The sequence below is a fragment of the Hymenobacter terricola genome, from assembly GCF_017921975.2.
GTDB classification, from domain to species: domain Bacteria; phylum Bacteroidota; class Bacteroidia; order Cytophagales; family Hymenobacteraceae; genus Hymenobacter; species Hymenobacter terricola.
In genome coordinates this window covers 1-26,601 of the sequence record NZ_JAGEMO020000051.1, presented here as the reverse complement: position 1 = coordinate 26,601, position 26,601 = coordinate 1, and the positions used below count along the sequence as shown (strand labels likewise).

Annotated in this window: 44 protein-coding genes; 42 read left to right on the top strand and 2 right to left on the bottom strand. The window is 54.9% G+C overall.

Annotated elements, in window-relative coordinates; genetic code table 11:
• Positions 1–60 precede the first annotated feature (60 nt).
• The 26 genes from J4G38_RS21155 (at position 61) to J4G38_RS21030 (ending at position 14,853) form a co-directional block, all read left to right on the top strand.
• Positions 61–372: a hypothetical protein gene (locus J4G38_RS21155; RefSeq protein ID WP_210521223.1), complete on the top strand. Its 312-nt coding sequence runs from the start codon at positions 61–63 to the stop codon at positions 370–372.
• A 28-nt stretch (positions 373–400) separates the two neighbouring features.
• The gene (locus J4G38_RS21150) at positions 401–724 is read left to right on the top strand and encodes a DUF3467 domain-containing protein (protein WP_035567389.1); all 324 of its coding nucleotides are present in this window, start codon (positions 401–403) and stop codon (positions 722–724) included.
• Between the two features lie 182 nt (positions 725–906).
• Positions 907–1,338 carry a 30S ribosomal protein S12 gene (gene rpsL / locus J4G38_RS21145; protein WP_210521222.1) on the top strand — a complete coding sequence of 144 codons (432 nt, stop codon included), beginning with the start codon at positions 907–909 and terminating at the stop codon, positions 1,336–1,338.
• Positions 1,339–1,433: 95 nt separating this feature from the next.
• Positions 1,434–1,901, top strand: a complete 468-nt coding sequence (rpsG, locus tag J4G38_RS21140) for a 30S ribosomal protein S7 (protein WP_035567919.1) — start codon at positions 1,434–1,436, stop codon at positions 1,899–1,901.
• Between the two features lie 110 nt (positions 1,902–2,011).
• Entirely contained in the window at positions 2,012–4,150 is a 2,139-nt protein-coding gene (fusA, locus tag J4G38_RS21135) for an elongation factor G (RefSeq protein ID WP_210521221.1), read from the top strand.
• A gap of 39 nt (positions 4,151–4,189) precedes the next feature.
• Entirely contained in the window at positions 4,190–4,495 is a 306-nt protein-coding gene (gene rpsJ / locus J4G38_RS21130; RefSeq protein WP_035567915.1) for a 30S ribosomal protein S10, read from the top strand.
• Between the two features lie 198 nt (positions 4,496–4,693).
• Positions 4,694–5,860, top strand: coding sequence for an O-antigen ligase family protein (locus tag J4G38_RS21125; RefSeq protein WP_210521220.1), 1,167 nt, complete (start codon positions 4,694–4,696; stop codon positions 5,858–5,860).
• A gap of 159 nt (positions 5,861–6,019) precedes the next feature.
• Positions 6,020–6,640: a 50S ribosomal protein L3 gene (gene rplC, locus J4G38_RS21120; RefSeq protein WP_070727262.1), complete on the top strand. Its 621-nt coding sequence runs from the start codon at positions 6,020–6,022 to the stop codon at positions 6,638–6,640.
• 9 nt (positions 6,641–6,649) lie between these two features.
• The gene (gene rplD, locus J4G38_RS21115; RefSeq protein ID WP_210521219.1) at positions 6,650–7,288 is read left to right on the top strand and encodes a 50S ribosomal protein L4; all 639 of its coding nucleotides are present in this window, start codon (positions 6,650–6,652) and stop codon (positions 7,286–7,288) included.
• Positions 7,288–7,575, top strand: a complete 288-nt coding sequence (gene rplW / locus J4G38_RS21110; RefSeq protein WP_210521218.1) for a 50S ribosomal protein L23 — start codon at positions 7,288–7,290, stop codon at positions 7,573–7,575. Before rplD ends, rplW begins: the two co-directional genes overlap by 1 nt.
• Positions 7,576–7,619: 44 nt before the next feature.
• A complete protein-coding gene (gene rplB / locus J4G38_RS21105; RefSeq protein WP_210521217.1) occupies positions 7,620–8,447 on the top strand; it encodes a 50S ribosomal protein L2 in 828 nt (275 codons plus the stop codon).
• Positions 8,448–8,450: 3 nt separating this feature from the next.
• On the top strand, positions 8,451–8,729 hold the full coding sequence (gene rpsS / locus J4G38_RS21100) for a 30S ribosomal protein S19 (protein ID WP_068191730.1): 279 nt from the start codon (positions 8,451–8,453) through the stop codon (positions 8,727–8,729).
• Between the two features lies 1 nt (position 8,730).
• Complete coding sequence (gene rplV, locus J4G38_RS21095; RefSeq protein ID WP_210521216.1) at positions 8,731–9,177, top strand: 50S ribosomal protein L22; 447 nt, start codon at positions 8,731–8,733, stop codon at positions 9,175–9,177.
• Positions 9,178–9,183: 6 nt separating this feature from the next.
• Positions 9,184–10,074 carry a 30S ribosomal protein S3 gene (rpsC, locus tag J4G38_RS21090; RefSeq protein ID WP_092676431.1) on the top strand — a complete coding sequence of 297 codons (891 nt, stop codon included), beginning with the start codon at positions 9,184–9,186 and terminating at the stop codon, positions 10,072–10,074.
• 106 nt (positions 10,075–10,180) lie between these two features.
• On the top strand, positions 10,181–10,606 hold the full coding sequence (gene rplP, locus J4G38_RS21085; protein ID WP_035567899.1) for a 50S ribosomal protein L16: 426 nt from the start codon (positions 10,181–10,183) through the stop codon (positions 10,604–10,606).
• Positions 10,607–10,609: 3 nt separating this feature from the next.
• Positions 10,610–10,822, top strand: a complete 213-nt coding sequence (rpmC, locus tag J4G38_RS21080; protein ID WP_035567897.1) for a 50S ribosomal protein L29 — start codon at positions 10,610–10,612, stop codon at positions 10,820–10,822.
• A 5-nt stretch (positions 10,823–10,827) separates the two neighbouring features.
• A complete protein-coding gene (rpsQ, locus tag J4G38_RS21075; protein WP_168672178.1) occupies positions 10,828–11,127 on the top strand; it encodes a 30S ribosomal protein S17 in 300 nt (99 codons plus the stop codon).
• 9 nt (positions 11,128–11,136) lie between these two features.
• Positions 11,137–11,505, top strand: a complete 369-nt coding sequence (gene rplN, locus J4G38_RS21070; RefSeq protein ID WP_188561967.1) for a 50S ribosomal protein L14 — start codon at positions 11,137–11,139, stop codon at positions 11,503–11,505.
• Positions 11,506–11,508: 3 nt separating this feature from the next.
• On the top strand, positions 11,509–11,853 hold the full coding sequence (gene rplX, locus J4G38_RS21065) for a 50S ribosomal protein L24 (protein ID WP_210521215.1): 345 nt from the start codon (positions 11,509–11,511) through the stop codon (positions 11,851–11,853).
• A gap of 15 nt (positions 11,854–11,868) precedes the next feature.
• A complete protein-coding gene (gene rplE / locus J4G38_RS21060) occupies positions 11,869–12,423 on the top strand; it encodes a 50S ribosomal protein L5 (RefSeq protein WP_210521214.1) in 555 nt (184 codons plus the stop codon).
• 12 nt (positions 12,424–12,435) lie between these two features.
• A complete protein-coding gene (gene rpsN / locus J4G38_RS21055; RefSeq protein ID WP_035567891.1) occupies positions 12,436–12,705 on the top strand; it encodes a 30S ribosomal protein S14 in 270 nt (89 codons plus the stop codon).
• 114 nt (positions 12,706–12,819) lie between these two features.
• Positions 12,820–13,491, top strand: a complete 672-nt coding sequence (locus tag J4G38_RS21050) for a hypothetical protein (RefSeq protein WP_210521213.1) — start codon at positions 12,820–12,822, stop codon at positions 13,489–13,491.
• A gap of 235 nt (positions 13,492–13,726) precedes the next feature.
• Positions 13,727–13,936, top strand: coding sequence for a type II toxin-antitoxin system HicA family toxin (locus J4G38_RS21045; protein WP_262906182.1), 210 nt, complete (start codon positions 13,727–13,729; stop codon positions 13,934–13,936).
• 56 nt (positions 13,937–13,992) lie between these two features.
• Positions 13,993–14,328 carry a type II toxin-antitoxin system HicB family antitoxin gene (locus J4G38_RS21040; RefSeq protein ID WP_210521211.1) on the top strand — a complete coding sequence of 112 codons (336 nt, stop codon included), beginning with the start codon at positions 13,993–13,995 and terminating at the stop codon, positions 14,326–14,328.
• Positions 14,329–14,443: 115 nt separating this feature from the next.
• Positions 14,444–14,644, top strand: a complete 201-nt coding sequence (locus tag J4G38_RS21035; protein WP_210521210.1) for a type II toxin-antitoxin system HicB family antitoxin — start codon at positions 14,444–14,446, stop codon at positions 14,642–14,644.
• Positions 14,641–14,853 carry a type II toxin-antitoxin system HicA family toxin gene (locus J4G38_RS21030; protein WP_210521209.1) on the top strand — a complete coding sequence of 71 codons (213 nt, stop codon included), beginning with the start codon at positions 14,641–14,643 and terminating at the stop codon, positions 14,851–14,853. Before J4G38_RS21035 ends, J4G38_RS21030 begins: the two co-directional genes overlap by 4 nt.
• A 198-nt stretch (positions 14,854–15,051) precedes the next feature.
• Here J4G38_RS21030 and J4G38_RS21025 read toward each other — a convergent pair whose 3' ends face one another.
• Positions 15,052–15,777, bottom strand: coding sequence for a hypothetical protein (locus J4G38_RS21025; RefSeq protein ID WP_210521208.1), 726 nt, complete (start codon positions 15,775–15,777; stop codon positions 15,052–15,054).
• Positions 15,778–15,970: 193 nt separating this feature from the next.
• Here J4G38_RS21025 and lepB point away from each other — a divergent pair, with 193 nt between their 5' ends.
• From lepB to rplQ, 16 genes are all read left to right on the top strand, one after another.
• Positions 15,971–17,131 (top strand): signal peptidase I, encoded by a 1,161-nt coding sequence (gene lepB / locus J4G38_RS21020; RefSeq protein WP_210521207.1) that lies wholly within the window; start codon positions 15,971–15,973, stop codon positions 17,129–17,131.
• A 276-nt stretch (positions 17,132–17,407) separates the two neighbouring features.
• Positions 17,408–17,806 (top strand): 30S ribosomal protein S8, encoded by a 399-nt coding sequence (gene rpsH / locus J4G38_RS21015; protein WP_068191741.1) that lies wholly within the window; start codon positions 17,408–17,410, stop codon positions 17,804–17,806.
• Between the two features lie 27 nt (positions 17,807–17,833).
• Positions 17,834–18,388: a 50S ribosomal protein L6 gene (gene rplF / locus J4G38_RS21010; protein WP_210521206.1), complete on the top strand. Its 555-nt coding sequence runs from the start codon at positions 17,834–17,836 to the stop codon at positions 18,386–18,388.
• Between the two features lie 9 nt (positions 18,389–18,397).
• Positions 18,398–18,748 carry a 50S ribosomal protein L18 gene (rplR, locus tag J4G38_RS21005; RefSeq protein WP_210521205.1) on the top strand — a complete coding sequence of 117 codons (351 nt, stop codon included), beginning with the start codon at positions 18,398–18,400 and terminating at the stop codon, positions 18,746–18,748.
• A gap of 90 nt (positions 18,749–18,838) precedes the next feature.
• Complete coding sequence (gene rpsE, locus J4G38_RS21000; RefSeq protein WP_035567955.1) at positions 18,839–19,330, top strand: 30S ribosomal protein S5; 492 nt, start codon at positions 18,839–18,841, stop codon at positions 19,328–19,330.
• A 5-nt stretch (positions 19,331–19,335) separates the two neighbouring features.
• Entirely contained in the window at positions 19,336–19,515 is a 180-nt protein-coding gene (gene rpmD, locus J4G38_RS20995) for a 50S ribosomal protein L30 (protein WP_168672170.1), read from the top strand.
• Positions 19,516–19,528: 13 nt separating this feature from the next.
• Positions 19,529–19,978, top strand: a complete 450-nt coding sequence (gene rplO / locus J4G38_RS20990; RefSeq protein ID WP_210521204.1) for a 50S ribosomal protein L15 — start codon at positions 19,529–19,531, stop codon at positions 19,976–19,978.
• 15 nt (positions 19,979–19,993) lie between these two features.
• A complete protein-coding gene (secY, locus tag J4G38_RS20985) occupies positions 19,994–21,313 on the top strand; it encodes a preprotein translocase subunit SecY (RefSeq protein ID WP_210521203.1) in 1,320 nt (439 codons plus the stop codon).
• A gap of 9 nt (positions 21,314–21,322) precedes the next feature.
• Complete coding sequence (map, locus tag J4G38_RS20980; protein WP_210521202.1) at positions 21,323–22,105, top strand: type I methionyl aminopeptidase; 783 nt, start codon at positions 21,323–21,325, stop codon at positions 22,103–22,105.
• 5 nt (positions 22,106–22,110) lie between these two features.
• Complete coding sequence (gene infA, locus J4G38_RS20975; RefSeq protein WP_035567874.1) at positions 22,111–22,329, top strand: translation initiation factor IF-1; 219 nt, start codon at positions 22,111–22,113, stop codon at positions 22,327–22,329.
• Positions 22,330–22,504: 175 nt separating this feature from the next.
• Entirely contained in the window at positions 22,505–22,621 is a 117-nt protein-coding gene (ykgO, locus tag J4G38_RS20970) for a type B 50S ribosomal protein L36 (RefSeq protein ID WP_035567872.1), read from the top strand.
• A 111-nt stretch (positions 22,622–22,732) separates the two neighbouring features.
• The gene (gene rpsM / locus J4G38_RS20965) at positions 22,733–23,110 is read left to right on the top strand and encodes a 30S ribosomal protein S13 (RefSeq protein WP_046246596.1); all 378 of its coding nucleotides are present in this window, start codon (positions 22,733–22,735) and stop codon (positions 23,108–23,110) included.
• A gap of 87 nt (positions 23,111–23,197) precedes the next feature.
• A complete protein-coding gene (rpsK, locus tag J4G38_RS20960; protein ID WP_035567868.1) occupies positions 23,198–23,590 on the top strand; it encodes a 30S ribosomal protein S11 in 393 nt (130 codons plus the stop codon).
• A gap of 26 nt (positions 23,591–23,616) precedes the next feature.
• A complete protein-coding gene (gene rpsD / locus J4G38_RS20955) occupies positions 23,617–24,222 on the top strand; it encodes a 30S ribosomal protein S4 (RefSeq protein ID WP_210521201.1) in 606 nt (201 codons plus the stop codon).
• A 90-nt stretch (positions 24,223–24,312) separates the two neighbouring features.
• Positions 24,313–25,302 (top strand): DNA-directed RNA polymerase subunit alpha, encoded by a 990-nt coding sequence (locus tag J4G38_RS20950; protein ID WP_210521200.1) that lies wholly within the window; start codon positions 24,313–24,315, stop codon positions 25,300–25,302.
• A gap of 220 nt (positions 25,303–25,522) precedes the next feature.
• Positions 25,523–26,125, top strand: coding sequence for a 50S ribosomal protein L17 (gene rplQ / locus J4G38_RS20945; protein WP_210521199.1), 603 nt, complete (start codon positions 25,523–25,525; stop codon positions 26,123–26,125).
• Between the two features lie 158 nt (positions 26,126–26,283).
• Here rplQ and J4G38_RS20940 read toward each other — a convergent pair.
• Positions 26,284–26,601, bottom strand: a 318-nt coding sequence (locus J4G38_RS20940; protein ID WP_226163630.1) for a transposase, incomplete at its 5' end; no start/stop codon positions are given.

Here is a 26,601-nt window from a genome sequence, read left to right as displayed (position 1 = left end):
AAGCCGACTGGGGTATCCCGGTCGGCTTTTTCTGTTTAAGATTAATTACAACATGAGACGATGCCGAAGTATACAATCGTAATTGGAAGTCCTATTGACTACGAAGAACTTGTAGCATATGTGTATGTTGAAAACGCTGAAACTACTGCGTCCGCTAAAAAATGGGCAGAAGAGAAAGAAATTGACCAATTCGACCATATCGAAGTCAAGTCAAATGGACAACTAGTGGCTATAGTTAGTAAAGAAGAAGGGCCAGATAAAGTCATGGTTGAGTTATTTAGCTTGCTAGATGACAAAAAGACCAATAAAGTTGTAGACTTTGACCTATTAATTGAAGCACTTCACAAAGCGAAAACTTCTCTTTTAGAATAGATTGCCGGTAAACAGCCAAGTAAATCATATGCAACCAACCGACCAAAACCCGGACCCGAACGCCATCAACATCGAGCTTTCCGAAGCCATGGCCGAGGGCGAATACGCCAACCTCGCCATGATTGCGCACAGCAACAGCGAATTCGTAATTGACTTCATCCGCATGATGCCCGGCCTGCCCAAGGCCAAGGTGAAGGCGCGCATCGTCGTCACGCCCGAGCACGCCAAGCGCCTGCTGCAAGCCCTCACCGAGAACATCGAGCGGTTTGAAGCCGCCTTCGGTCCAATCAAGATGCAGAACGAAGCCCCGAGCTACCCGATGAACTTCGGTGGTGCGGTAGGGGAGGCGTAGGGTGAACCAGAAGTTGTAGCTGCGAAAGCGCCTCCATTTGTAGTGGAGGCGCTTTTGACTCTAGGCCCAAACCGATGACCTTAAAATTAACATCCTCACGCTGTTTGCTATTGCGGCGAAATAATCTTACCTTTGCAAGCCAAATTTTAGGGGCAAACGGCTCCAAACAAACCATTCCTTAAATGCCAACCATCAATCAGTTAGTACGGAAAGGCCGTGAGGCTTTGACTACCAAGTCGAAGTCGCCCGCCCTTGATTCGTGCCCGCAGCGTCGGGGCGTGTGCACCCGTGTGTACACCACCACGCCTAAGAAGCCGAACTCGGCTATGCGCAAAGTGGCCCGTGTGCGCCTTACCAACGGTAAGGAAGTAAACGCATACATCCCCGGTGAAGGCCACAACCTCCAGGAACACAGCATCGTGCTGATTCGTGGCGGCCGGGTTAAAGACTTGCCAGGTGTTCGCTACCACATTATCCGTGGCGCCCTGGACACCGCCGGTGTAAGCGGCCGCACGCAGCGCCGCTCGAAATACGGTGCCAAGCGTCCGAAGCCCGGTCAGGTTGCAGCAGCCGGCAAAGGCGGCAAAGCAGCTCCCGCTAAGAAGAAGAAATAATTTATTAGTTGTCAGTTGCTAGTTGTTGGTTGCTCGGGTTTCAAAGCCTTAGCAGCTGACAACTAGCAACTAACAACTGACAACTAAATAAACCAATGAGAAAGTCTAAACCAAAAAAGCGCATCTTGCTGCCGGACCCTAAATACAAGGAGACGCTGGTAACCCGCTTTGTGAACTACATGATGTACGACGGTAAGAAAAACCTGGCGTACACCATCTTCTATGACGCCTGCGACCTCGTGGAGCAGCGCACCAAGGAGAGTGGCCTCGAAATGTGGCGCAAAGCGTTGAACAACGTGATGCCCACCGTGGAAGTGAAAAGCCGCCGCGTAGGTGGTGCCACCTTCCAGGTTCCGATTGAAGTGCGCGCCGACCGCCGCATTTCGGTGGGTGCCAAATGGATGATTCAGTACGCTCGTCGTCGTGGTGAGAAAACCATGAAGGACAAGTTGGCTGGCGAAATCATCGCTGCTGCTAAAGGTGAAGGTGCTGCCGTCAAGAAAAAAGACGACACCCACCGCATGGCAGAGGCTAACAAAGCCTTCTCGCACTTCCGATTCTAATCAGCTGTTAGACACTTGGGGTCTTAGGTTCTTGGATTTATTTGACGGACTGTTCTGTTAAACGACCCAAGACTCTAAGACCCCAAGCTTCTAAGACCCTAACCAAAATCATGGCCGTCAACAAAGAACTTCAATACCTCCGCAACATCGGGATTATGGCGCACATCGACGCCGGTAAGACCACGACGTCGGAGCGTATTCTGTATTACACGGGTAAAACCCATAAAATTGGGGAGGTGCACGATGGTGCCGCCACGATGGACTGGATGGAGCAGGAGCAGGAGCGCGGCATCACGATTACCTCGGCTGCCACCACCACCTTCTGGAACTACCCCACCGACGTGAAGGGCGACCCCACGGCGGACACCCACCTCTACAAAATCAACCTGATTGATACCCCCGGCCACGTAGACTTTACGGTGGAAGTGGAACGCTCGCTGCGCGTGCTTGACGGTGCCGTGGCGCTGTTCTGCGCCGTATCGGGTGTGGAGCCCCAGTCGGAGACCGTATGGCGTCAGGCCGACAAATACAAAGTGCCCCGCATCTGCTTCGTCAACAAGATGGACCGTGCCGGCGCTGACTTCTTCAAAGCCGTTAACGAAATCAAAGACAAACTGGGTGCTAATCCCGTGCCGTTGCAGATTCCGATTGGTGCCGAAGACACTTTCAAAGGCGTAGTTGACCTGCTCACTGGCAAAGCCATTGTGTGGGACGATGCCACCGAGGGCAAGTCGTACAGCGAAATTCCCGTGCCCGAGGACTTGGTGGAAACCGTAGCCGAATGGCGCCAGAAGCTCGTTGAGAGCGTGGCTGAATATGATGACGCGTTGCTGGAGAAATTCTTCGACAACCCCGATTCCATTACCAAAGAGGAAATGATGGTCGTTATCCGCCAGGCGGTAATTGACATGAAATTCTCGCCGGTATTGTGCGGTTCGGCCTTCAAAAACAAAGGTGTTCAAACGATGCTGGATGCCGTAATGGCTTACCTGCCGTCGCCCCTCGACATGCCCGCCATCATCGGTACCAACCCCGAGAACGGTGAGGAAATTGAGCGTCACCCCGACAACGACGAGCCTTTCACCGCGCTCGCTTTCAAAATTGCCACCGACCCATTCGTAGGCCGTTTATGCTTCTTCCGCTGCTACAGCGGGGTACTGGACTCGGGCTCGTACGTGCTCAACAACCGCACCGGCAAGAAGGAGCGTATCTCGCGCCTGATGCAGATGCACTCCAACAAGCAGAACCCGATTGACCGGATTCAGGCTGGTGACATTGCCGCTGGTGTTGGTTTCAAAGACATCAAAACCGGTGATACACTGACCGACGAAAAGAACCCCATCGTCCTTGAGTCGATGAGCTTCCCCGAGCCGGTAATTGGTTACGCCATTGAGCCGAAAACGCAGGCCGACGTTGACAAAATGGGCATGGCCATCGCCAAACTCATCGAGGAAGACCCTACGCTGAAAGTAAACACCGACCCTGAAACGGGCCAAACGGTGTTGCGCGGCATGGGCGAGCTGCACTTGGAAATCATCATCGACCGCATGCGTCGCGAATTCAAAGTGGAAATCAACCAGGGCGCCCCAATGGTGGCCTACAAGGAGATTCTCACCAAGAAAGTCGACCACCGCGAAACCTACAAGAAGCAAACCGGTGGCCGCGGTAAATTCGGCGACATCGTGTTCGAACTCGGCCCGAAAGAGACCGAGCCCGAAAAGCCCGGCTTCGAGTTTGACAACGCAATTGTGGGTGGTGTTATTCCCCGCGAATTTATTGCCCCCATCCAGAAGGGTTTTGAAGAAGCCATGAAGCAAGGTCCGTTGGCCGGCTTCCCGATTGAGGGCATGAAAGTGCGTCTCTATCACGGTTCCTTCCACGACGTTGACTCGGACGCTCTGTCGTTCGAACTCGCTGCCCGTGGTGGTTTCCGCGAAGCTGCCCGCCAGGCCGGCCCGAAATTGCTCGAGCCCATCATGAGCGTGGAAGTGGTGTGCCCCGACGAGTACACGGGTCCCGTAACCGGTGACTTGAACCGTCGTCGCGGTTTGATGAAAGGCATGGACACCAAAGGTGGTGCCCAGCTGATTAAGGCCGACGTGCCGCTGTCGGAGCTGTTCGGTTACGTAACCGCGCTGCGTACGATTTCGTCGGGTCGGGCTTCGGCTTCGCTCACGTTCTCGCACTACGAGCAGGTGCCGAGCAACATGGCCGATGCCATCATTGCCAAAGTAAAAGGAAGTAAATAATACCGGTCACTAACTTGGTCAATCGGACCAAACCCCCCAATGAATCAGAAAATTCGCATTAAGCTGAAGTCCTACGACCACAACCTCGTAGACAAATCGGCCGAGAAAATCGTGAAAGCTGTGAAGGCCACCGGTGCCATCGTGAGCGGCCCGATTCCTTTGCCGACCCAAAAAGAAAAGTTCACCGTGTTGCGCTCGCCCCACGTGAACAAGAAGAGCCGGGAGCAGTTCCAGCTTTGCACCTACAAGCGCCTCGTAGACATCTTCTCAACTTCGTCGAAGACGGTAGATGCCCTGATGAAGCTGGAATTGCCCAGCGGCGTTGACGTAGAAATCAAAGTCTGAGGCATCGATTTCAGTCTTAATTGAGTTAAAGCCCTGCCGTGATTCGTCGCGGTGGGGCTTTTTCTTTAGAACTTGCGGGGCCACTTGTGAATGTTCATGCCGTCTCTTTTTTCTCTTGCGCGACTACACCGTTCTGCCTTATTCTTTTGCGCGTGCATTATCGTTAGCATTTTCCTGGTCAATTGGCTGCGGGTAGCCTTGGGCATTGCCATGGCAGGCCTGATGGCAACGAGTATGGTGTATGCGGTAGCGCATCGGCGCATTGCCAACTGGTCGCTATGGCCGGTTTTTGGTAGCTTGGCCATGGTATTCTTATTGCATCTGCTGGCAGGGTTTCATACCGAAGCAGTCAATATGAATGAGTACCGGACCGATTTGGGCTTGCAGCTTCCGTTCCTGATTTTGCCGTTCTCGTTCTGGCTTCTGCCGCCATTGCCCAGCCGGTATCTGCGGTGGCTGTGGCTGTTGCTTATTGCAATGACGATTTTGGCGGCCACCGGGGCGACGGCCAACTACTTGCTTCATGCCCAGCAGATAAATGAAGCCTACCTCCATTCCAAGGTAATGCCGACGGAGCCGGACCATATTCGCTTTAGTCTCATTATCACCTTGGCCATTGCTGCCGGGGTAATGCTGCTGGTCCACGGCGTTGTTCGGTCAGGTTTTCGTCCCTGGTTAATTGGCGCTATCGTTGCGCTCGCGCTGTTCCTGCATTTGCTAGCCGTGCGCAGTGGCGAAATGACTTTTTACGCCCTTGGCTGCTTAAGTGTTCTGTATCTGATTCTTCGCAAGCAGCAATGGAAGCAAGCTGGCGTATTGGCTGCTATCCTGCTATTGCTCCCGGTTCTGAGCTTTGTGGCATTTCCTACCTTTCGGAATAAGCTCTACAATACCCAGGAAGACGTTAGTACCATTGAGCAGAGCTCCGCTGGGAAGAATTTCTCCATTGCATCACGGGTTTATTCTTATAATGCAGCATGGTCGGTGTGGCAGGATAACAAGCTGATAGGCGTGGGCAAGCCAGATTTGGAAAGCGAAATGGCCCGGCGCTACGCCAAACTATACCCTCAGCTTACCGCTGATTTCTATATTCAACCACATAACCAGTACATCTATAATCTTGCTGCTTACGGTGCTATTGGCTTGCTGGTCTTTTGTGCCGGACTGTTTTACCCGGCTTGGTGGGCGCGCCGCAAGCGCGCGCCACTGCTCTTGGCTCAGTACGTGAGCATCGGCCTGTCCTTTCTGGTGGAATACACCTTAGAAACGCAGATAGGCTTGGCCTTCGTGGTATTCTTCTTGCTGCTGGCGCTGCAGGGTTCATTGCCTTGCGAAGAAGAGGACACGGGCTGGCGGCCCGCCTAATCCAAACTTCAAAAACAACTTCCGGGAAGCTAACAGCCTCACCTAGAAAATATTTCTAGCTGTCCTTGTGATTCCCGAGGCTTTTTTCCTATCTTTGCACTCCCTTAGCGAAAACGGCATTCGGTCGTTTTCTTTTTGTGTCATTTAATCAACAACAGAATGCCTGGCATCATCGGTAAGAAAATCGGTATGACAAGCCTCTTCACTCCGGATGGGAAAAACATTCCCTGCACGCTCATCGAAGCGGGTCCGTGCGTAGTGACGCAGGTTAAGACTATCGCGAATGACGGCTACACCGCCATTCAAATTGGGTACGGCGAAAAAAAAGTGAAGAACACCACCAAAGCATTGGTTGGTCACTTCACGAAAGCCGGTACTACCCCCAAGAAAAAACTGGTTGAATTCCGCCTCGACGCTGAATCGACCTACGCCGCTGGCGCAACCATCGACGCGACCCTCTTCGAGGAAGGCGAGTTTGTTGACGTAGTAGGCACTTCCAAAGGCAAGGGTTTCCAGGGCGTTGTAAAGCGTTACAACTTCCAGGGTGTTGGTGGCCAGACCCACGGCCAGCACAACCGCCTGCGTCACCCCGGTTCGATTGGTGCTTGCTCCTGGCCTTCGCGCGTATTCAAAGGAATGCGCATGGGTGGCCGGATGGGCAACGACCGCGTGAAAGTGCAGAACCTGAAGGTGATGCGCGTAGTAGGCGACAAGAACCTGATTCTGGTGAGCGGCTCGATTCCCGGCGCGAAGAATTCTTACGTGGTAATCGAGAAATAGACTAGTACGATGGAACTCGCAGTATATAACCTCAAAGGCGAAGACACCGGCCGCAAAGTGACCCTGTCTGACGCCATCTTCGGCCTCGAAGTAAACGAGCACGTGATGTACCTGGACGTGAAGCAGTACCTGGCCAACCAGCGCCAGGGCACGCACAAGTCCAAGCAGCGCAACGAGGTGCACGGCACCACGAAGAAACTGAAGAAGCAAAAAGGTACGGGCGGTGCCCGCGCCGGCAGCATGAAGTCGGGTGTGTTCGTGGGTGGTGGCCGCATGTTCGGTCCGCAGCCCCGCGACTACAACTTCAAGCTCAACAAGAAGACCAAGCGCGTAGCACGCCTCTCGGCTCTGTCGAGCCTGGCGAAGGATGGCAAAATCTCCATCGTGGAGAACATTGCCATGGATGCTCCCCGCACCAAGGACTTCGTTGCCATCATGGAGGGCCTCAAGCTGAACAATGGCAAGAAGACCATGCTGGTTACCGGTGAGGTAAACAAGAACGTGCTTCTCAGCGCCCGCAACCTGCAGAAAGTGAAAGTGTCGACGCCCATCGGCCTCAACACCCACGACCTGCTGAACACGGACACGCTGCTGATTTCGGAAGACGGCATGGCTTCATTGGTTCAACTCTATAGCACCGCCGAATAATGAGCACGCTGAAACGCCCCATCGTCACCGAAAAGGCCACCGGCCTCAACGAGAAAGGTCGCTACACTTTTGAAGTGGAGCGAACCGCCAACAAAGTGCAAATCAAGAAGGACATCGAAACGCTCTACGGCGTGACGGTAACCGACATCAACACGATGCGCACCATTGGCAAAATGAAGTCGAAAGGCACCAAAGGCGGCCAGGTTTCCGGTCGTCGTGCCCACGGCAAGAAAGCCATTGTAACGGTTAAAGAAGGCGACGTAATCGACTTCTACACCAACCTCTAGGCTTCGCCTCAATTCTTCCGCCGCAAAAGCACAACTAGCTAGTAATGGCACTTAAAAAACTCAGACCAACAACCCCAGGGCAGCGCTTCCGCGTTGCGCCGGCGTTCGACGAGATTACAACGTCGACCCCGGAGAAGTCGCTGATGACTTCCCTCCCCAAATCGGGTGGCCGGAACTCTTCCGGTAAAATGTCCAACCGCTACATCGGCGGTGGTCATAAAACCCAGTACCGCATCGTGGACTTCAAGCGCGACAAAGCCGGTGTTCCGGCCGTCGTGAAGTCCATCGAGTACGACCCGAACCGGACCGCCCGCATCGCCTTGGTAAACTATGCCGATGGTGAGAAGCGTTACATCATCGCTCCCGCCGGCATGACGGTAGGCGCGAAGATTGTATCGGGCCCGGGCGTGGCTCCCGAAGTGGGCAATACCTTGCCGCTGCGCGAGATTCCCCTCGGTACCATCCTCCACAACATCGAATTGCAGCCTGGCCAGGGTGCAGCAATGGCCCGCTCGGCCGGTACCTACGCCCAAATCGTAGCCCGCGAAGAGAAGTACGCCACGCTGAAACTGCCTTCCGGCGAGATGCGCATGGTGCTCGTTACCTGCATGGCTACCGTTGGTACCGTGTCGAACGGCGACCACATGAACACCGTGATGGGTAAGGCTGGCCGTAACCGGTGGGCTGGTCGTCGTCCCCGCGTTCGTGGTGTGGTGATGAACCCTGTCGACCACCCCATGGGTGGTGGCGAAGGCAAATCGTCGGGTGGTCACCCACGTAGCCGTAACGGCATTTTGGCTAAAGGCCAGAAGACCCGTAACAAGAACAAGTATTCGGAGAACCTGATTGTGAGCCGCAAAGGCAAGAAGTAATATATGGCACGTTCACTCAAAAAAGGGCCGTACATTGACTTCCGGCTGGAAAAGAAAGTCACGGCACTCGAAACGGCCGGTAAAAAATCAGTGGTAAAGACTTGGTCGCGCCGCTCGATGATTTCCCCCGATTTCGTTGGCCACACGTTCGCTGTTCACAACGGCAATAAGTTCATCCCGGTGTATGTGACCGAGAACATGGTAGGACACAAGTTGGGCGAATTTGCTCCGACGCGTAACTTCCGTGGTCACGTCGCCAAAAAAGATAAAGGCAAGCGCTAAGATGGAAGCAGTAGCAAAACTCCGCAATGTGCCGACCTCGCCTCGTAAGATGCGACTGGTGGCCGACCTCGTGCGCGGCAAGAAAGTGACCCAGGCCCTTGGCCTGTTGCGCTTCGAAGCCAACATCGGTGCCGAGAAGATTGAGAAACTGCTCCTTTCGGCCTTGGCCAACTGGCAGCAGCACAACGAAGAAGAGCGGATTGAGGACGCAAACCTCTACATCAGCGAAATCTTCGTGGACGAAGGACGCCAGCTGAAGCGCCTGCGCCCCGCCCCTCAGGGCCGTGGCCACCGCATCCGCAAGCGCAGCAACCACGTGACGCTGAAAATCGACACGAAAGTGGAGAAAGCCGGTTCGAAAGCTGCTCGTGCTCAAGCTGAAACTACCACCGAGCACGCGAAGCAAGTTGGTACTACCGAAAACCCTAAGGCCGACGCCAAATCCTAATTTAATATGGGACAGAAAGTAAATCCGGTTGGCTTCCGCTTGGGAGTCATCAAAGGCTGGGACTCCAACTGGTACGGCGGCAAGGACTTCGCCGAGAAATTGGTGGAGGACGAGAAAATCCGCAAGTACATCAACGCGCGCATTCAGAAAGGCGGCATTAGCCGCATTGTGATTGAGCGCACCCTGAAGCGCATCACCATCACCATCAACACGGCGCGTCCGGGTGTGGTAATCGGTAAAGGCGGCCAGGAGGTTGACAAGATTAAGGACGAGCTGAAGCAAATCACCAGCAAAGACGTTCAAATCAACATCTTCGAAATCAAGCGTCCGGAGTTGGATGCCAAGCTGGTAGGCGAAAGCATCGCCCAGCAGCTGGCCGCTCGTATCTCCTTCCGTCGCGCCATGAAAATGTCGATTCAGGCTGCAATGCGTGTTGGTGCCGAAGGCATCAAGATTCAGTGCGGTGGCCGTCTCGGCGGTGCGGAGATTGCCCGTTCGGAGCAGTACAAAGAAGGTCGTACGCCGCTGCACACGCTGCGCGCCGATATCGACTACGCTTTGTCGGAAGCTCAGACCGTGTATGGCAAAATCGGCATCAAGGTGTGGGTGATGCGCGGTGAGGTGTTCGGCAAGCCCGACCTCTCGCCCAACCAGCAGCTCACCAACCCCGGTGGCGATGCCGGTGGACGTCGTGACGACCGTGGCCCCCGTGGCGAGCGTCGTGAAGGCGACCGCGGCCCGCGTCGTGACGGTGGTGCTGGTGGCCGTGGTGGCAACGACCGTGGCGGCAACGCTGGCGGTGGTGCTCCCCGCGGCGACAACGCTGGTCCCCGCCGCAACGGTCCCGCCCAAGGTGGTGGTGCTGCCGGTGGTGCCGCTCGCGGCCCGCGTCGCTAGAACCAAGCCAGGTCATTTCGCTTCGTTTGCCGCTTGGGTGAACGAAGCGAAATGTTCGGCTGTTCGACCCTCTCTCTTACAGAACACTCTCTTTATTTAAAATCAAATGTTACAACCGAAAAGGACCAAGTATCGCAAGATGCAAAAGGGTCGCGTAACAGGCCTCGCCTACCGCGGCAGCTCCATAGACTTCGGTTCGTTCGCTATCAAGTCGCTGGAAGTGTCTTGGATTACGGCTCGCCAAATTGAGGCTGCTCGTATCGCCATGACCCGCGCCATGAAACGCGAAGGGCAAGTATGGATTCGCATTTTCCCCGACAAACCCATTACCAAGAAGCCTGCTGAAGTGCGGATGGGTAAGGGCAAAGGCTCGCCCGAGTATTGGGTAGCCTGCGTGAAGCCGGGTCAAATCATGTTCGAGTCGGACGGCGTATCGCTGGAAGTAGCTAAGGAGTCGCTCCGTCTGGCGGCTCAGAAGCTGCCGGTTCGTACTTCATTCGTGGTTCGCCGCGACTACACGGACGCCGCCTAAGTCATGAAGAACAAGACCGACCACAAAGGCCTTTCCGCCGACGCGCTGAAAGAGCAAATCAAAACCGAGCAGGCTACGGGCCAGCAGCTGCGTTTCGCTCATGCGATTTCGCCCCTGGAAAACCCCGCCCGCCTCAAGGCCAACCGTAAAAACGTCGCCCGCTTGCTCACCGAGCAGACTCGTCGGAACAACGAGCAGGCCTCTAACCCCGCTTAATTCCGATGGCAACCGACGTAACAACCCAAGACCAAACCGCTGCTGATGAAGCTTCGCGCAACATGCGCAAAGAAATCACCGGCAAGGTGACGAGCAGCAAGATGGACAAGTCCATCACCGTGGCTGTGGTGCAGAAGCAAAAGCACCCCAAATACGGCAAGTTCGTGACCAAAACCACGAAATTCCACGCCCACGACGAGAAAAACGAGTGCGGCGAAGGCGACACGGTGCTCATCATGAGCACCCGTCCGCTGAGCAAAACCAAGCGGTGGCGCCTGGTGGAAATTATTGAACGCGCTAAATAATCTAACTCGATGATACAGCAAGAATCCCGCCTGACGGTGGCCGACAATAGCGGCGCCAAGGAAGTCCTCTGCATCCGCGTTTTGGGTGGCACGGGCAAGAAATACGCCAGCGTTGGCGACAAGATTGTGGTAGCCATTAAGTCGGCTATCCCTTCGGGCAACGCGAAGAAAGGCACCGTGAGCAAGGCCGTAGTGGTGCGCGTGAAGAAGGAGATTCGTCGTAAAGACGGTTCGTACATCCGCTTCGACGACAACGCTGCCGTGTTGCTCAACAACAACGACGAGCCCCGCGGCACGCGCATCTTCGGCCCAGTGGCCCGTGAGCTGCGTGAGCGTCAGTTCATGAAAATCGTATCCCTAGCACCCGAAGTACTCTAAATCATGGCTATCAGAAAAGCAGACCCCGTGCAGCTGCACGTAAAGTCGGGCGATACCGTGAAGGTGATTGCTGGCGACGAAAAGGGCAAAACCGGCAAAATCGTGTCGGTAAACCGGGTAACCCAGCGCGTAACCGTTGAGGGGTTGAACCTGGTGACGAAACACAACAAGCCGAGCGCCAAATCGCCCCAGGGCGGCATCACCAAGATGGAGGCGCCCATGCACGTGAGCAACGTGCAGGCTATCAACCCCACCACTGGTGAGCGGGTGCGCAAAGGCGCGGCAGCTAACGCAGCTCCGGCTGCTGCTCCTGCTAAAGCCAAGCGTGCCACTGCCAAAACGGCTTAAGCAGCCCCCCGCATCATGGCCCGTCTCAAAGACATTTATAAAAAAGACATCGTACCCGCGCTCCAGGAGAAATTCCAGTTCAAGAGCATCATGCAGGTACCGAAAGTCACCAAAATCTGCATCAACCGTGGCATCGGTGCCGCGGTAGCTGACAAGAAGCTGGTCGACAACGGCGTGGAAGAGCTGACGGTTATCACCGGCCAGAAAGCCATTGCCACCATCGCCAAGAAATCAGTGTCGAACTTTAAGCTCCGCGAAGGCATGCCTATCGGTGCGAAAGTGACGCTGCGCGGCGAGAAGATGTACGAGTTCATGGACCGTCTGCTGACGGTGGCCCTGCCCCGCGTACGTGACTTCAAAGGCATCAACGACAAAGGTTTCGATGGTCGTGGCAACTACACGCTCGGCGTGAAGGAGCAAATCATCTTCCCCGAAATCTCGATTGATAAAATCAAAGGCATCTCGGGCATGGACATCACGTTCGTGACCAGCGCCGAGAACGATGAGCAGAGCTACGAATTGCTGAAAGCATTCGGTATGCCTTTCGCCAACGCTAAAAAAGAAGCTTAATCTCCCGAACTCATGGCTAAAGAATCCATCAAAGCACGGGAGCGCAAGCGCATTGCCACCGTGGCCCGCTACGCTGAGAAGCGCAAGGCTCTGAAAGCTGCCGGCGACTACGAAGGTCTCGACAAGCTGCCCAAAAACGCTTCGCCCGTGCGCCTGCACAACCGCGACATGATTGACGGCCGCCCCCGCGGCTACATGCGCAAGTTTGGCATCAGCCGCGTGCGTTTCCGCGAAATGGCCCTCGCCGGAAAAATCCCCGGTGTGACCAAGTCGAGCTGGTAGTATCCGGTTCTCGCAGCAAAGTAAAATCCCCAAGTCGAAGCTTAGCTTTGGCTTGGGGATTTTTTTATAGACGTTCTTCAATCTACAAGAAGTTTGTTCAAAACAACATAAAGTATGAGAGAACCTGTGATACCCTTTAGTAAACTGCTTGCAGAATGTAATGGGAATTACATCGCATATCAGCGTCTACTTAACACCAACGAATGGTTTGAGCGAAGAAAATCTATTCTGAAAAGAGATATAAACCTATGTCAGCAGTGCGGAAAAGGAAGCACGATTGGCATTGACTGGCTACCTTCAGACCACCCTTATAAAGAAAGCCAATTTTGGGAGGATGAAATCATTTTCTTTGATGGACATACCGAGAAAAACTACATCCCTCCAGCTACTTTCGGTGATACTCCATTCTTTTTAACGATTCCGATAAGTGATAATGGAGTGATTGTCGCTTTTCAAGGACTAATTCATGCACCAAAAGCCTATCACTTAGAAATTCACCATAGGTATTATCTGCGGTCATCATTGCCTTGGCAATACAGAGATGATGCACTCATTACTCTCTGTAATTGGTGTCACCGTAAAGTTCATAGTGACGGTACTCCAATACCTGTGTATCAAAGCCAAGTTTCTAGGGATGTAGAGTTGCAGAAATTTAGCAATTATACTGTTTGTACGAGATGTAACGGGACAGGGCGTTTGCCCCAGTATGACCACGTAGAAAAGGGTGTTTGTTTTCTTTGCAATAGTTCTGGCTATATCGAGCTTAAGCAAATGAAAGTGAAATAGCAGCCTTGCTCACTTAGATGCTTTTTCGTCACTTCCGTTTCTGTCGCTGCTGGGGCGGCGGGTGGTGGTGGAGGGGTAAACCAATGATGCTTATCCCTAAAAACAATTAGCTTTGTGTAACTAAGAAGCAGTTACAGGTGTTGCTTGGCAATATTAATAACCCCACCAAATGAGCAGACGGGATAAGTTGACGGAACGTCTGTGCAAGCGACCCAAGGATTTTACTTGGGATGAATTGGAAAAGTTGCTGGCGGCTTATGGCTTCTTGCTACTCAAAGGCGGCAAGACGGGCGGCAGCCGACGGAAGTTCTACAACGAGGCGAGCCAGGAGGTGCTGGATTTGCACAAGCCGCATCCGGGCAATATTCTGAAGCCTTATCAACTTGATTTGATTATTGAAAAGCTGAATATCTGCCAGCCGGCCGTACAGTTTCCGCAAGGTTGAAGCTTTCGTTCAATACCTGAAATACTTGCCAGCCGGGCGATAACGGTAACCCATCAATGGATAATGTACTCACCCATAAAGGCTACTTCAGCATCGTGAAGTATAGCCCCGAATCGGAAATCTTCTACGGCAAGATTGAAGCCATCGTGGACTTGGTCTCCTACGAGGGCGAAACGGCCAAGGAAGTGAAAGCGGCTTTTGAGGAAGCCGTGGAAAGCTACCTGGAAACGTGCGCGGAAGTGGGCAAGAAGCCTGATAAGCCCTATACCGGGACGTTCAATGTGCGCGTGAATACCGAATTGCACCGCAAAGCAGCTATTCTATCCAAACAACGAAATATTAGCCTGAACCAACTGATAGGGGAGGCACTGGCGCGTTATGTGGGTGCCTGACATTATTCTCCCACCACTTTCAGTTTCATCAGATGCTGGGGTAGCGGGTGGTGGGGGAGGGGCGTATATTTGAACCAGCCCGCCCCGGTGCATAAAGGAGCCGGTGGCATTCCTCATGACTATAGAAACCGAACGCGAAGCAGATGGCCGTTGGCTGGCCGAAGTCATTGAGATAAGCGGGGCGCTGGCTTACGGCGCTACACGGGAAGTTGCCATTGCTCATGTTCAGGCGTTGGCTTTGCGCGTGATTGCTGAACGGCTGGAACATGGCGAGGAGGTGCCGGATTTGGCGGGCGTGTTCTCCATTGCGGCGTGAGCCAGTTTGGAGCCGCGAAGGCCCGGCTGGTACTGGCGGCGCTGCTGCGCATCGGCTGGGAGCAGAAGCGGCAATCGGGTTTGCACCGGACGCTGTCGCGAGCGGGGTGGGAAGACTACACGTTTGCCTTTCACGACGGTGAGGAAATCGGGCCGGTAATGCTCAAGCGGATGGCGAAGAAGACTGGGCTAACGCCCAAGGATTTGTGATTCCAGAGGCTCCCGTCCCTTCAAGTTTCTCCCGCTGCCTGAAAACCGTCCAACGGGCCTCCACAGAAAAACCCAGGTGCCCGTTGGCTTTCCAACAGGGCATCGCAGAAAAGTATGAAGGCCCGTAGGACGTCCTACGGGCCTTCATACTTTTCTGTGGAGGTCCGTTGGACGTCCTACAGACCATCACAGAAAAGTCTAGAGCTGCGTTGGACTGGAACTGGCCCCGGTGGCTGCGGCGGGCTGGTTGTGGGGCAGCATGGAGAAGTCGAAGTAGGTTTCGGCGCGCTCGGGCGTTTTGTAGTAGTAGGCCAGCAGGGCGGTGTAGGCCCCGAAAAGCTCCACGAGCAGGTCGGTTTCGTCGGCGTCGAGGGTGGTAACGGCGGTTTTCACTTGTTTCTTGCGGGCGGCCTGCTGCTTGCGCGACTCGGTGTACTGCTCGGCCAGCGGCTGGGCGGCTTTGAGCAGGTTGGCTCCGTCGGGTACGTCGGTCTTGTGCTCGGCGAGGGATTTCACGAAGCGGTCGAACGAGGTGCCCAGGCTCTTGCGCGAGGCCGACGAAAACTCAGTGCGCCCGGTCGGAAAGAATTCCTTGAACAGCGTCGGGTTGTCTTCTTCCAGCGCGGCGAAACTCTTCTTGTAAGCCCGCTTCATAAACTGCTTCACCAGGCCGAAAACGGTGCTGGCGAGCAGGGTTTGCGCCCCGCGCCCGGCGCTGGCCCCGGCTGCTGTGGTCAGGCTGGCATCGAACCCGTCGTAAAGCGGCTGGAGCAGGTCGATTTGGGGCTTGAAGCGCGGGCCATCCTGTTGCAGGGCCTGAAGGGTGTAGCCGGCCACGGCCTTGAGATTCTGCCGCGACACGACGAGGTAGAGCAGCCAGTTGCGGAATTTGGTGCTGAACAGTTTGGTGGGAGTTTTCGCCATTGGGAATAGGGGAGATAAACCACGGGCAACGCAGCCCGTAGGCGCGGGCAAGGTAGCAGAAAAAGCTGAGCAATAGGGGAGGGGCGCGCCCGGCACACTATCCGGGGCTTGCGGAACGTTCACTGCCGCCGGCTCATCCCGAAAATCCCTTACGTTTGAGTTACTTTTCCCATTCAGCTAACCCCCATTACCCATGGCTTTTTTAAGCACGAAGCGTCCAAGCGCCAGCACCCCGCCCCCGAAACCGAAAAGTCAGACCCGGGAGTGGGCCAACTCGCTGATTTTTGCGCTGGTGGCCGCCACGCTGCTGCGCTGGTCGGCGGTGGAGGCCTACACCATCCCTTCGGAGAGCATGGAGCAGTCGCTGCTGGTGGGCGATTACCTGTTCGTGAGCCGGCTGCACTACGGCCCCATCACCCCCCAGACGCCCCTGCAAGTGCCCCTCACGCACCAAACCATCTGGGGGACGGGCCTGAAAAGCTACTCCGACCTCATCCAACTGCCCACCTACCGCTTCCCGGGGTTCAGCTCGGTGCAGCGCAACGATGTGGTGGTGTTTCATGTGCCGCACGAGCAGCAGCGGCCGGCCGATTTGCGCACCCACCTCATCAAGCGCTGCATCGCCGTGGCCGGTGATACCCTGCAAATCCGTCGCGGCGAAGTATTCCTCAATGGCCGGCCCGGCGCAGTAGCCGGCCACCCGCAAACCACCTATTTCATGGAAGTGGCAGCGGCCAACGACGAAATCCTCGCCGCCCTGCACGCCCAGGGCGTGGTCGACTACCGCGAGCCCGACGGCATCCCCCGCGTGAGCACCAACCCGGAAACGGGCCAACCCGGCTTCGTCATCAGCTGCCCCGCCGGGGTGGCCGCCTACTTCCGCCGGCAGCCCTATGTGAAGTCCCTCGCCGTAATGCCCTACGAGGTCCAGCTCTTCCCCGATGCCGCCGACTTCGATGTATCGACTGCCACCAGTGCCACCCCCAACCGTTGGCAGCTTGATGAGTACGGCCCGCTGCCCGTTCCCCAAAAAGGCCAGACAATTACCCTGACGCCAGCCAATGCTGCCATCTACTACAAAATCGTGTCGCAATACGAGCACAACGCCGGCATCAGCTGGAAGGATGGCATGATGCAGCAAAACGGCCAACCCCTGACCCGCTATACCATCAAGCAGAACTATTACTTCATGATGGGCGACAACCGCCACAACTCCGAAGACTCCCGCTTCTGGGGTTTCGTGCCCGAAGACCACATCGTTGGCAAGGCCGTTTTCGTGTGGCTATCCATTGACCCCAATGCCGACTTCCTGCACAAAATCCGCTGGAGCCGCCTGTTCCGTTCCATCAGCTGAGCCCCAGCGCCAGGCTCGCTAATCACTACAGCCGCCCTCGTACGGCAGGAATTTCTATTACACGCTTGCAAAAGCCCTGTAAGCCTGCTACCTTTGCACTCCCAAAACCTGAGGTTCGCCTCAAAACCATTTGGCAGGTTGCCAAAAGAAACCATTGGCCGTGCCGTCGCCGGGCGTGCCAAGTAGTCTTAACCGAAATTTCGTTGGTCCCGTTGGGCACCCGGCGAAATTTTCTTATCTTTGCGCTCCGAAAAAAGCGGACGTATTTACTACATAATGAACACTGACCCCATTGCCGACTACCTGACCCGGGTGCGCAACGCCATCAAGGCGAACCACCGGGTGGTAGAAATCCCGGCCAGCAACATCAAAAAGGAAATCACGAAAGTGCTCTACCACAAGGGCTACATTCAGTCGTACCGTTTTGATGATTCGTCGGTTCAGGGCACCATCAAAATTGCTCTGAAGTACAACCCGACCACGAAGGCACCCGCCATCACCAAACTGCAGCGCGTTTCGACGCCCGGTTTGCGTCAGTACGTGGCCGCCGACAACCTGCCCCGCGTCCTCAGCGGCCTGGGTGTCGCCATCATCTCGACCTCGAAAGGCGTGATGACGGAGAAAGAGTGCAAAACCGAGAACGTGGGCGGCGAGGTGCTGTGCTACGTGTACTAGTCCGGAACCGCTTTAGCAAATTCAATTATGTCACGTATTGGTAAACTGCCGATTTCCGTCCCTGCTGGGGTCGCTATCTCGGTCGACAACGATAACGCAGTGACGGTGAAAGGCCCCAAGGGCTCGCTAACCACGAAAGTGGACCGCGACATCACCGTAGCTGTTGAAGACGGTACCCTCACGGTAACCCGTCCCACCGAGCAGAAGCGCCACAAGGCCATGCACGGTCTCTACCGCTCGCTCATCAACAACATGGTGGAAGGCGTTAGCAAAGGCTTCGAGAAGAAGCTGGAGCTGGTAGGCGTAGGCTACAAGGCCTCGCTGGTGGGCAGCACGCTGGAGCTGGCCCTGGGCTACTCGCACAACGTGTACATCGCCCTGCCGGGTGAAGTAACTGCTACCGCCGTTACCGACAAAGGCAAAAACCCGATTGTTACGCTGACCAGCATCGACAATCAATTGCTGGGCCAGGTAGCCGCTAAAATTCGTTCGCTGCGCAAAGTGGAGCCTTACAAAGGCAAAGGTGTGCGCTTCGTGGGCGAGATTATCCGTCGCAAAGCTGGTAAAACGGCCTCTAAATAAGTTCGCATCATGGCATTTGATAAAGCAACTCGCCGCAAGCGGATTCAGCGCATCATCCGCACGAAAGTGTCTGGTACCACGGAGCGTCCGCGCCTGTCGGTGTTCCGCAGCAACACGGGCATTTATGCTCAGATTATCGACGACACGACCGGCCGCACCCTGGCTGCCGCAACGTCGAAAAAAGTAACCGCCGAAGGTGGTAACGGCGTGGCCCTGGCCGCTGCCGTAGGCCGGCAAATCGCCGCCGTCGCCCAGGAGAAAGGCATCACGAAAGTGGTGTTTGACCGCTCGGGTTACCTCTACCACGGTCGCGTAAAATCATTGGCTGAAGGAGCTCGCGAAGGCGGCCTTAATTTCTAAACTATCATGGCGCAAGAACGCGACAACAATCGTCCTGGCGGAGACCGTCAGCGCAGCAACGACCGCGACCGGAACAAGGACAACTCCCGCATGGGAGCTGACTCCGACTTCAAAGAAAAAGTAGTAGCCATCAACCGCGTAGCGAAGGTGGTGAAAGGCGGTCGCCGCTTTAGCTTCTCTGCCATTGTGGTAGTAGGCGACGGCAACGGCAACGTAGGCTACGGCCTCGGCAAAGCCAACGAAGTAACCGACGCCATTGCCAAAGGCATTGACGACGCCAAGAAGAACGTAGTGAAAGTGCCGATGTACAAGCACACCGTTCCTCACCTCATGGAAGGCCGCTACGGCGGTGGTTTCGTGCTCATCCAGCCCGCCGCGGCTGGTACGGGTGTAATCGCCGGCGGTGCCATGCGCGCCGTGTTCGAGAGCGCCGGTATCAAGGATGTGCTGGCGAAGTCGAAAGGCTCGTCGAACCCTCACAACGTGGTAAAAGCAACGTTTGCAGCCCTCGCCAAAATGCGTGACCCGTTGCAAATCGCTCAAGCCCGTGGTATTTCTTTGGCCCGCGTTTTTAACGGTTAATTGACATGGCACAAATTCAAGTAAAGCTCGTGCGCAGCGCCATTGACCGCCCCGAGCGTCAGAAGCGCACCGTTCAGTCCCTCGGCCTGAACAAACTCAACAGCACCGCTACCCACGAAGTGAACCCGTCCGTTATGGGCATGGTTAAAAGCGTGCAGCACCTGCTCCAAGTAACCGAACTGTAAGACTATTATCGTCATGCTCAATCTAAGCAATTTATCGCCTGCCTACGGCTCGACTAAAAACGAGAAGCGGATTGGCCGGGGCGAAGGCTCCACGCGCGGTGGCACGTCGACCCGTGGTCACAAAGGCGCCAAGTCGCGTTCGGGCTACAAGCGCAAGTCCGGTTTCGAAGGTGGCCAGATGCCCCTCCAGCGCCGTGTGCCTAAGTTCGGCTTCACGAACATCAACCGTGTAGAGTATAAAGCCATCAACCTCGATGCGCTGGCTACCCTCCTCGAAAAGAACAGTACCACTACGATGGATGCTGCCTACTTCGTGGCTAACGGCTTGGTTTCCAAGAACGCGAAAATCAAAATCCTCGGTCGCGGCGAAATCGCTACGGCTGTAGAAGTTCATGCTCACGCATTCTCGAAGTCGGCTGTTGAAGCCATTGAGAAGGCGGGCGGCAAAGCGGTAACGCTCTAATAGCTACCTTCGGCAATGAATAAGTTTATCGAGTCGATAAAAAACATTTTTGCGATTGAGGATTTGCGTACGCGAATCCTCAATACGCTTTTCTTCATTGCCATCTACCGCCTCGGCGTGTACGTGGTGCTGCCGGGCGTGGACCCCACCCAACTCAAGACGGGTGCCCAAGGTCTATTCGGTATTCTGGATACGCTGCTCGGCGGCGCATTCAGCCATGCGTCGATTTTCGCGCTGGGCATCATGCCGTACATCTCGGCCTCTATCGTGTTGCAGCTGCTCACGATTGCCGTGCCTTACTTCCAGAAACTCCAGAAGGAAGGCGAGTCGGGACGTAAGAAAATCAACCAGTACACCCGGATTCTCACGATTCCGATTGTATTGGCCCAATCGGTTGGCTTCATCGCTACCATCAACGCTGAGGCCATCATCAACCCCGGCACATTCTTCACCGTTTCGACCATGATTATCATCACGGCCGGCACGTTGTTTTGCATGTGGCTGGGCGAGAAAATCACGGACAAAGGCATCGGCAACGGTATCTCCATGATTATCATGATTGGTATCGTGTCGCGTCTCCCTGGTGCTATCATTGGTGAGGCCGCTGCCAAAGGCGTGAACAAATCCCTCATCTTCCTGCTGGAAATGGTGGTGCTGTTCCTTGTGGTAATGGCGGTAATCGTGCTCACGCAAGCTGTTCGCCGCATTGCGGTGCAGTACGCCAAGCAGGTTGGCGGCACCACGCAGCTTGATGCGCAGCGTCAGTTCATTCCCCTCAAAGTGAATGCGGCTGGTGTAATGCCCATCATCTTCGCGCAGTCGCTGATGTTCGTACCCGCTATCGTGGCGTCGGTATGGCAGAACCAGAGTGACACCGCCAGCTACATCGGCGTGAAGTTCTCGGACTACACGTCGTGGCAGTACAACCTGACTTTCGGCTTGCTGATTGTCATCTTCACCTACTTCTACACTGCCATCAGTGTCAATCCCAACCAAATTGCCGATGACCTGAAGCGGAGTGGTGGTTTCGTGCCCGGCGTAAAGCCTGGCCGCGATACCTCGGAATACATCGATGAGATTCTGACGCGCATCACTCTGCCGGGTGCTGTGGCCCTGGCCCTCATTGCCATCTTCCCCGCTATTGCGCTGCTGTTGGGCGTTACCCGCCCGTTCTCGGCTTTCTATGGCGGCACGTCGCTCATCATCATGGTGGGTGTGGTGCTCGACACGGTGAACCAGGTGCAGAGCTACTTGTTGATGCAGCACTACGATGGCATGATGAAATCGGGTAAGCTGCGCGGTCGCACGGCCCAGCCCATTTCCATCGCCTCGTAAACCACAGCAATGGCAAGCGGTAGCATTCAATACAAAACCGAAGAAGAAATTGACCTCATGCGGGCTAGCGCTCAACTGTTGGCCAAAGCCCACGGTGAAGTTGCAAGCATGATAAAGGAAGGAGTAACGACGCGGCAGCTTGATAAGCGCGCGGAGGAATTCATCCGGGACCACGGCGGGGTGCCATCTTTCAAAGGATTGTATGATTTCCCGGACAGCCTCTGCCTCTCGCCGAATTCGGTGGTGGTGCATGGGTTTGCCACCGACGAGCCGCTGAAGAATGGCGACATTCTCACGGTGGACGGCGGAGTTTTACTGAATGGTTTTCATTCAGATAGTGCTTACACCTACCCAATCGGGGAGGTGGCGCCAGAAGTACTGGCTTTGCTGCGGGAAACCAAAGCAGCCTTGTACAAAGGCATCGAACAAGCCGTGAGTGGCAACCGCGTGGGCGATATCAGCTACGCCATCCAGAACCATGTGGGCCCGTTGGGCTACGGGGTGGTGCGTGAGTTGGTCGGTCACGGGTTGGGAGCCAAGCTGCACGAGAAACCCGAGGTACCGAATTACGGCAAGCGAGGTTCCGGGCCGCTCTTGCAAACGGGTTTGGTCATCGCTATTGAGCCGATGGTTAACCTGGGCAAGAAGGAAGTGATATTCGAGAAAGATGGCTCTGTCCGCACCAAGGACCGCAAGCCCTCGGCGCACTTCGAGCACACCGTGGTAGTAAGAAAAGAAAAGGCGGAGATTCTCACCTCCTTTGAGTACATAGAAAAAGCATTGCAGCAGTAGCCCTTATGGCAAAACAAGCCTCGATTGAGCAGGACGGAACCATCCTGGAAGCCCTTTCTAACGCCATGTTCCGCGTGGAATTGGAGAACGGTCACCAATTGATTGCCCACATTTCGGGCAAGATGCGGATGCACTACATCAAGATTCTGCCCGGCGATAAGGTGAAACTGGAAATGTCGCCCTACGACTTGTCGAAGGGTCGGATTAAGTATCGCTACAAGTGATACCATTTCTCCTTGATAAACTTGATGATAATTGGAATCAAATAGTTTTTGGTTCTTTGTTCATCAGTGTTCTTGGAGTCACGTTAGTTCTTGTGCTTGTTTATAAAACAATCAAGTTTTTAATCAAGAGGCATAGCGACAAAAAACGAGAAGCAAGAAATAAATTTTTTGAACAATGAAAGTCAAGACCTCCATCAAGAAGCGTAGCGTTGATTGCAAAATTGTGCGTCGCAATGGCAAACTCTACGTCATTAACAAGAAAAACCCACGCTTTAAGCAGCGTCAGGGTTAATTCAATTTTTAGAACCCCGGAACCTTGGGTACTGAGTCGTTGGTTATTCACCTCCGGCCCGCCTTCCAAGCAGTTGCCGGGTTTCTGTCCGCAAACACATAACCACACACAATGGCTCGTATCGCAGGGGTTGATATCCCGGACAACAAGCGCGGCGAAATCGCCCTGACTTACATCTTCGGCATTGGCCGGAGCAATTCTCAGAAGATTCTGGTGAAAGCCGGGGTTGACATCAACAAGAAGGTGAAGGACTGGACCGACGAGGAGTCGGGTGCCATCCGTGCCATCATTGCTGCTGAGCACAAGACGGAAGGCGTGCTGCGCTCGGAAGTAACGACGAACATCAAGCGTTTGATGGACATCGGCTGCTACCGTGGTCTGCGTCACCGCAAAGGTCTGCCAGTTCGTGGTCAGCGCACCAAGAACAACTCGCGTACCCGCAAGGGCAAGCGTAAAACGGTGGCCGGCAAGAAGAAGGCAACTAAATAAACTTAACCGGGAATCGGCGCTGGCTCTGGCGAGTAATGCACTCGCGCAGCCAGCGCCAACACCTCCCGCATTTTTTGCGATAACCAAATGGCACAAAAAAGAAAAGACAAAGCCAAGAAGCGCGTTGTCGTGGTGGAGCAGGTGGGCCAGGTACACATCCGTGCCTCGTTCAACAACATCATCATCTCGATTACGAACAATAACGGTCAAGTGATTTCGTGGGCTTCGGCCGGCAAAATGGGCTTCCGTGGTTCGAAAAAAAACACGCCCTACGCCGCCCAAATGGCGATGAGCGACTGCGGTAAAGTAGCCCACGACCTGGGCATGCGCAAAGCCGAAGTATTCGTAAAAGGCCCCGGCTCGGGCCGTGAGTCGGCCATCCGCGCCCTCGGCAACGTGGGTATTGAGGTGACCACCATCCGCGACGTAACGCCGCTGCCCCACAACGGCTGCCGCCCCCCCAAGCGTCGTCGCGTTTAGTTTTCCACTTCAGAAATTAGATTACAATGGCACGTTATACCGGCCCTACCTCAAAAATTGCCCGTCGCTTCAACGAGCCGATTTTCGGCCCGAGCAAAGCGCTCAACAAGAAAGCCTACCCTCCGGGCCAGCACGGCCGTGGCCGTCGCAAGAAGCAGTCGGAGTACGCTGTCCAGCTGATGGAGAAGCAGAAGGTGAAGTACATGTACGGCATGTTGGAGAAGCAATTCGAAAACCTGTTCCACAAAGCAGCAGCCCTTCCCGGCATCACCGGCGACAACCTGCTCGCGCTGCTGGAAGCCCGTCTGGACAACGCCGTGTACCGTTTGGGCATTGCCTCGACGCGTCGTGCTGCCCGCCAGCTCGTTGGTCACAAGCACATCACCGTGAACGGTGAAGTGGTGAACATCCCTTCGTACCACCTCCGTCCCGGCGATATCGTTGCCGTGCGTGAGAAGTCGAAGTCGCTGGAAGCCATCACCACGAGCCTGTCGGTTCGCAACTCGCGCCAGTTCTCCTGGCTGGAGTGGGACGGCAAGGAGCTGGCTGGCAAGTTCATCAATGCCCCCGCCCGTGAGCTGATTCCGGAGAAAATCACCGAGCAGCTCATCGTCGAACTGTATTCGAAGTAAATAGCGCTACTGGTAGCGGCCCGGCATTTTGCCGGGCCGCACTTGTGCTTATACTTCACCAAATTTTTTTAATTTTTTTACGCCCCACATATGTCAATCTTAGCTTTTCAGATGCCGGAGAAAGTGGTGATGGAGAAATCCGACGACTTCACCGGGACGTTTGAATTTAAGCCGCTCGAGAAGGGCTACGGCGTCACCATCGGCAATGCGCTACGTCGCATTCTGTTGTCGTCGCTGGAGGGTTTCGCCATCACGTCGGTGCGCACGAACAGCGTGCTGCACGAGTTTTCGACGATTGAAGGGGTGATTGAGGACATGTCCGAAATCATCCTGAACCTGAAAATGGTCCGTTTCAAGAAGACAAGCGACGCCATTGCCGATAAAATTACGGTGCGCGTGAAAGGTCAGGAGACCTTCTCGGGTAGCGACATCGGCAAGTTCGCCAGCGGCTTCGAGGTGTTGAACCCCGACCACGTTATCGCGCACATCGACCCCAGCAAAGAGTTGGAGTTTGAACTGACGATTGCCCGTGGCCGTGGCTACGTGCCCGCCGATGAGAACAAGCCGGCTGACCAGGTTTTCGGTCAGATTGCCATCGATGCTATCTACACGCCCATCAAGAACGTGAAGTACAGCATTGAGAACACCCGCGTGGAGCAGAAGACCGACTATGAGAAGCTCGTTATCGAGATTCAGACCGACGGTTCGATTCACCCGGAGGAAGCACTGAAAGGTGCGGCCAATATCCTCATTCAGCATTTCATGCTGTTCTCGGACAACACGATGACCCTCGAAGGTCCGCGCGTGACCGAAGACGAGCCGATTGATGAGGAAACGATGCAGATGCGCAAGATGCTCAAGACTCCGTTGGAGGACATGGAGCTCAGCGTACGCGCCAAGAACTGCCTCAAGGCTGCCGACATCAAGACGATGGGCGAACTGGTGCAGCTCGAAATCGCCGACATGATGAAGTTCCGCAATTTCGGCAAGAAGAGCCTGACCGAACTGGAAAACCTCGTTGAAGAACGTGGTTTGGAGTTTGGGATGGACCTGGGCAAGTATCGCCTGGACGAAGACTAGGTTGCTGATTATTAGATGTGCTGATGTGCTGGGAGTTCCTGGCAGGTTGGCACATCTTCTTTTTAGCCCTTGCTGCTGATGCGCTGAGCCAGCACAGTAACACATAAAGAATCACCCCATCAATTAATTCACCAGTGCGCCCAAGGGGCAGCGGTTCTAATGAGGCATTGAAGGCCCGCCGTGGTCGCCGCCCGCAAGCGCACACTTTTTCAAACGTCCAATGAGACACGGAAAAAAAATCAACCACCTGGGCCGGACTACCGCCCACCGTCACGCGATGCTGTCGAACATGGCTTCGTCGCTTATCCTGCACAAGCGTATCACCACGACTGTGGCAAAGGCTAAAGCGCTGCGCAAGTACGTAGAGCCGATGCTGACCAAGTCGAAGGAAGACACCACGCACTCGCGTCGGATGGTGTTTGCTGCGTTGCAGGACAAAGAATCCATCAAGGAGTTGTTCGGCAACATTTCGAGCAAAATTGCTAACCGTCCCGGTGGCTATACCCGCATTCTGAAGCTGAGCGACACCCGTCTGGGCGACAACGCTGAGATGTGCATCATCGAACTAGTTGATTTCAACGAGACGCTGCTGGAAGCTAAATCGGCGGCGGCTGAGAAAGCTACCGCTACCACTCGCCGTTCGCGCAGCCGCGGTGGCAAAAAAGCTACTGGCGACGCCGCTACTTCGGCTACCGAAGTGAAAGGCGAAACTGTTGCTCCTGCTGCCGTAGTAGAGACTTCGGCTCCGGCCGATACCGCTACTGAAACGGTGAAGGATGGCGAGAGCCGCGAAGAAGCCAAGACTGATGAAGCCGGTGCTTAAGCCGTAGCTGAAGGTAGGATATAAGAGGGGACGCGCCGTGAGGTGTGTCCCCTTTTTTGTGTCAAACTATATTCATCCCTCGATGCTGCGCGCCGCGAAGCAACTCGTTCAGACCGTTGAATAAATGAGTCAATAATTTACAAGAACTGTGTTAAAAGTCAAGCTTTCAGCGCACGTTTTGAGGTAAAATCGGCTTGGTAAGGCACGCCTGATTTGATGATGGCAAAAGCTTGCTTGAGCAGTTTGTTGCAGACGGCAATCAGGGCGAGCTTCTTATTCTTGCCCTTGGCCACGAGTCGGTCAAAAAGGGCGGCACAGGCCGCGTTTGTTTTCTTAGCGGAGAAGCTGCACATAAACAGCTTACCTCGAATCAAGCCGCCACCCATTTTGGTAATGCGCACTTTGCCGCGGATGCTCGTGCCCGACGTATGTTCGCGGGGCGACAAGCCCGCCATGGCAATCACTTGTCGGTAGTT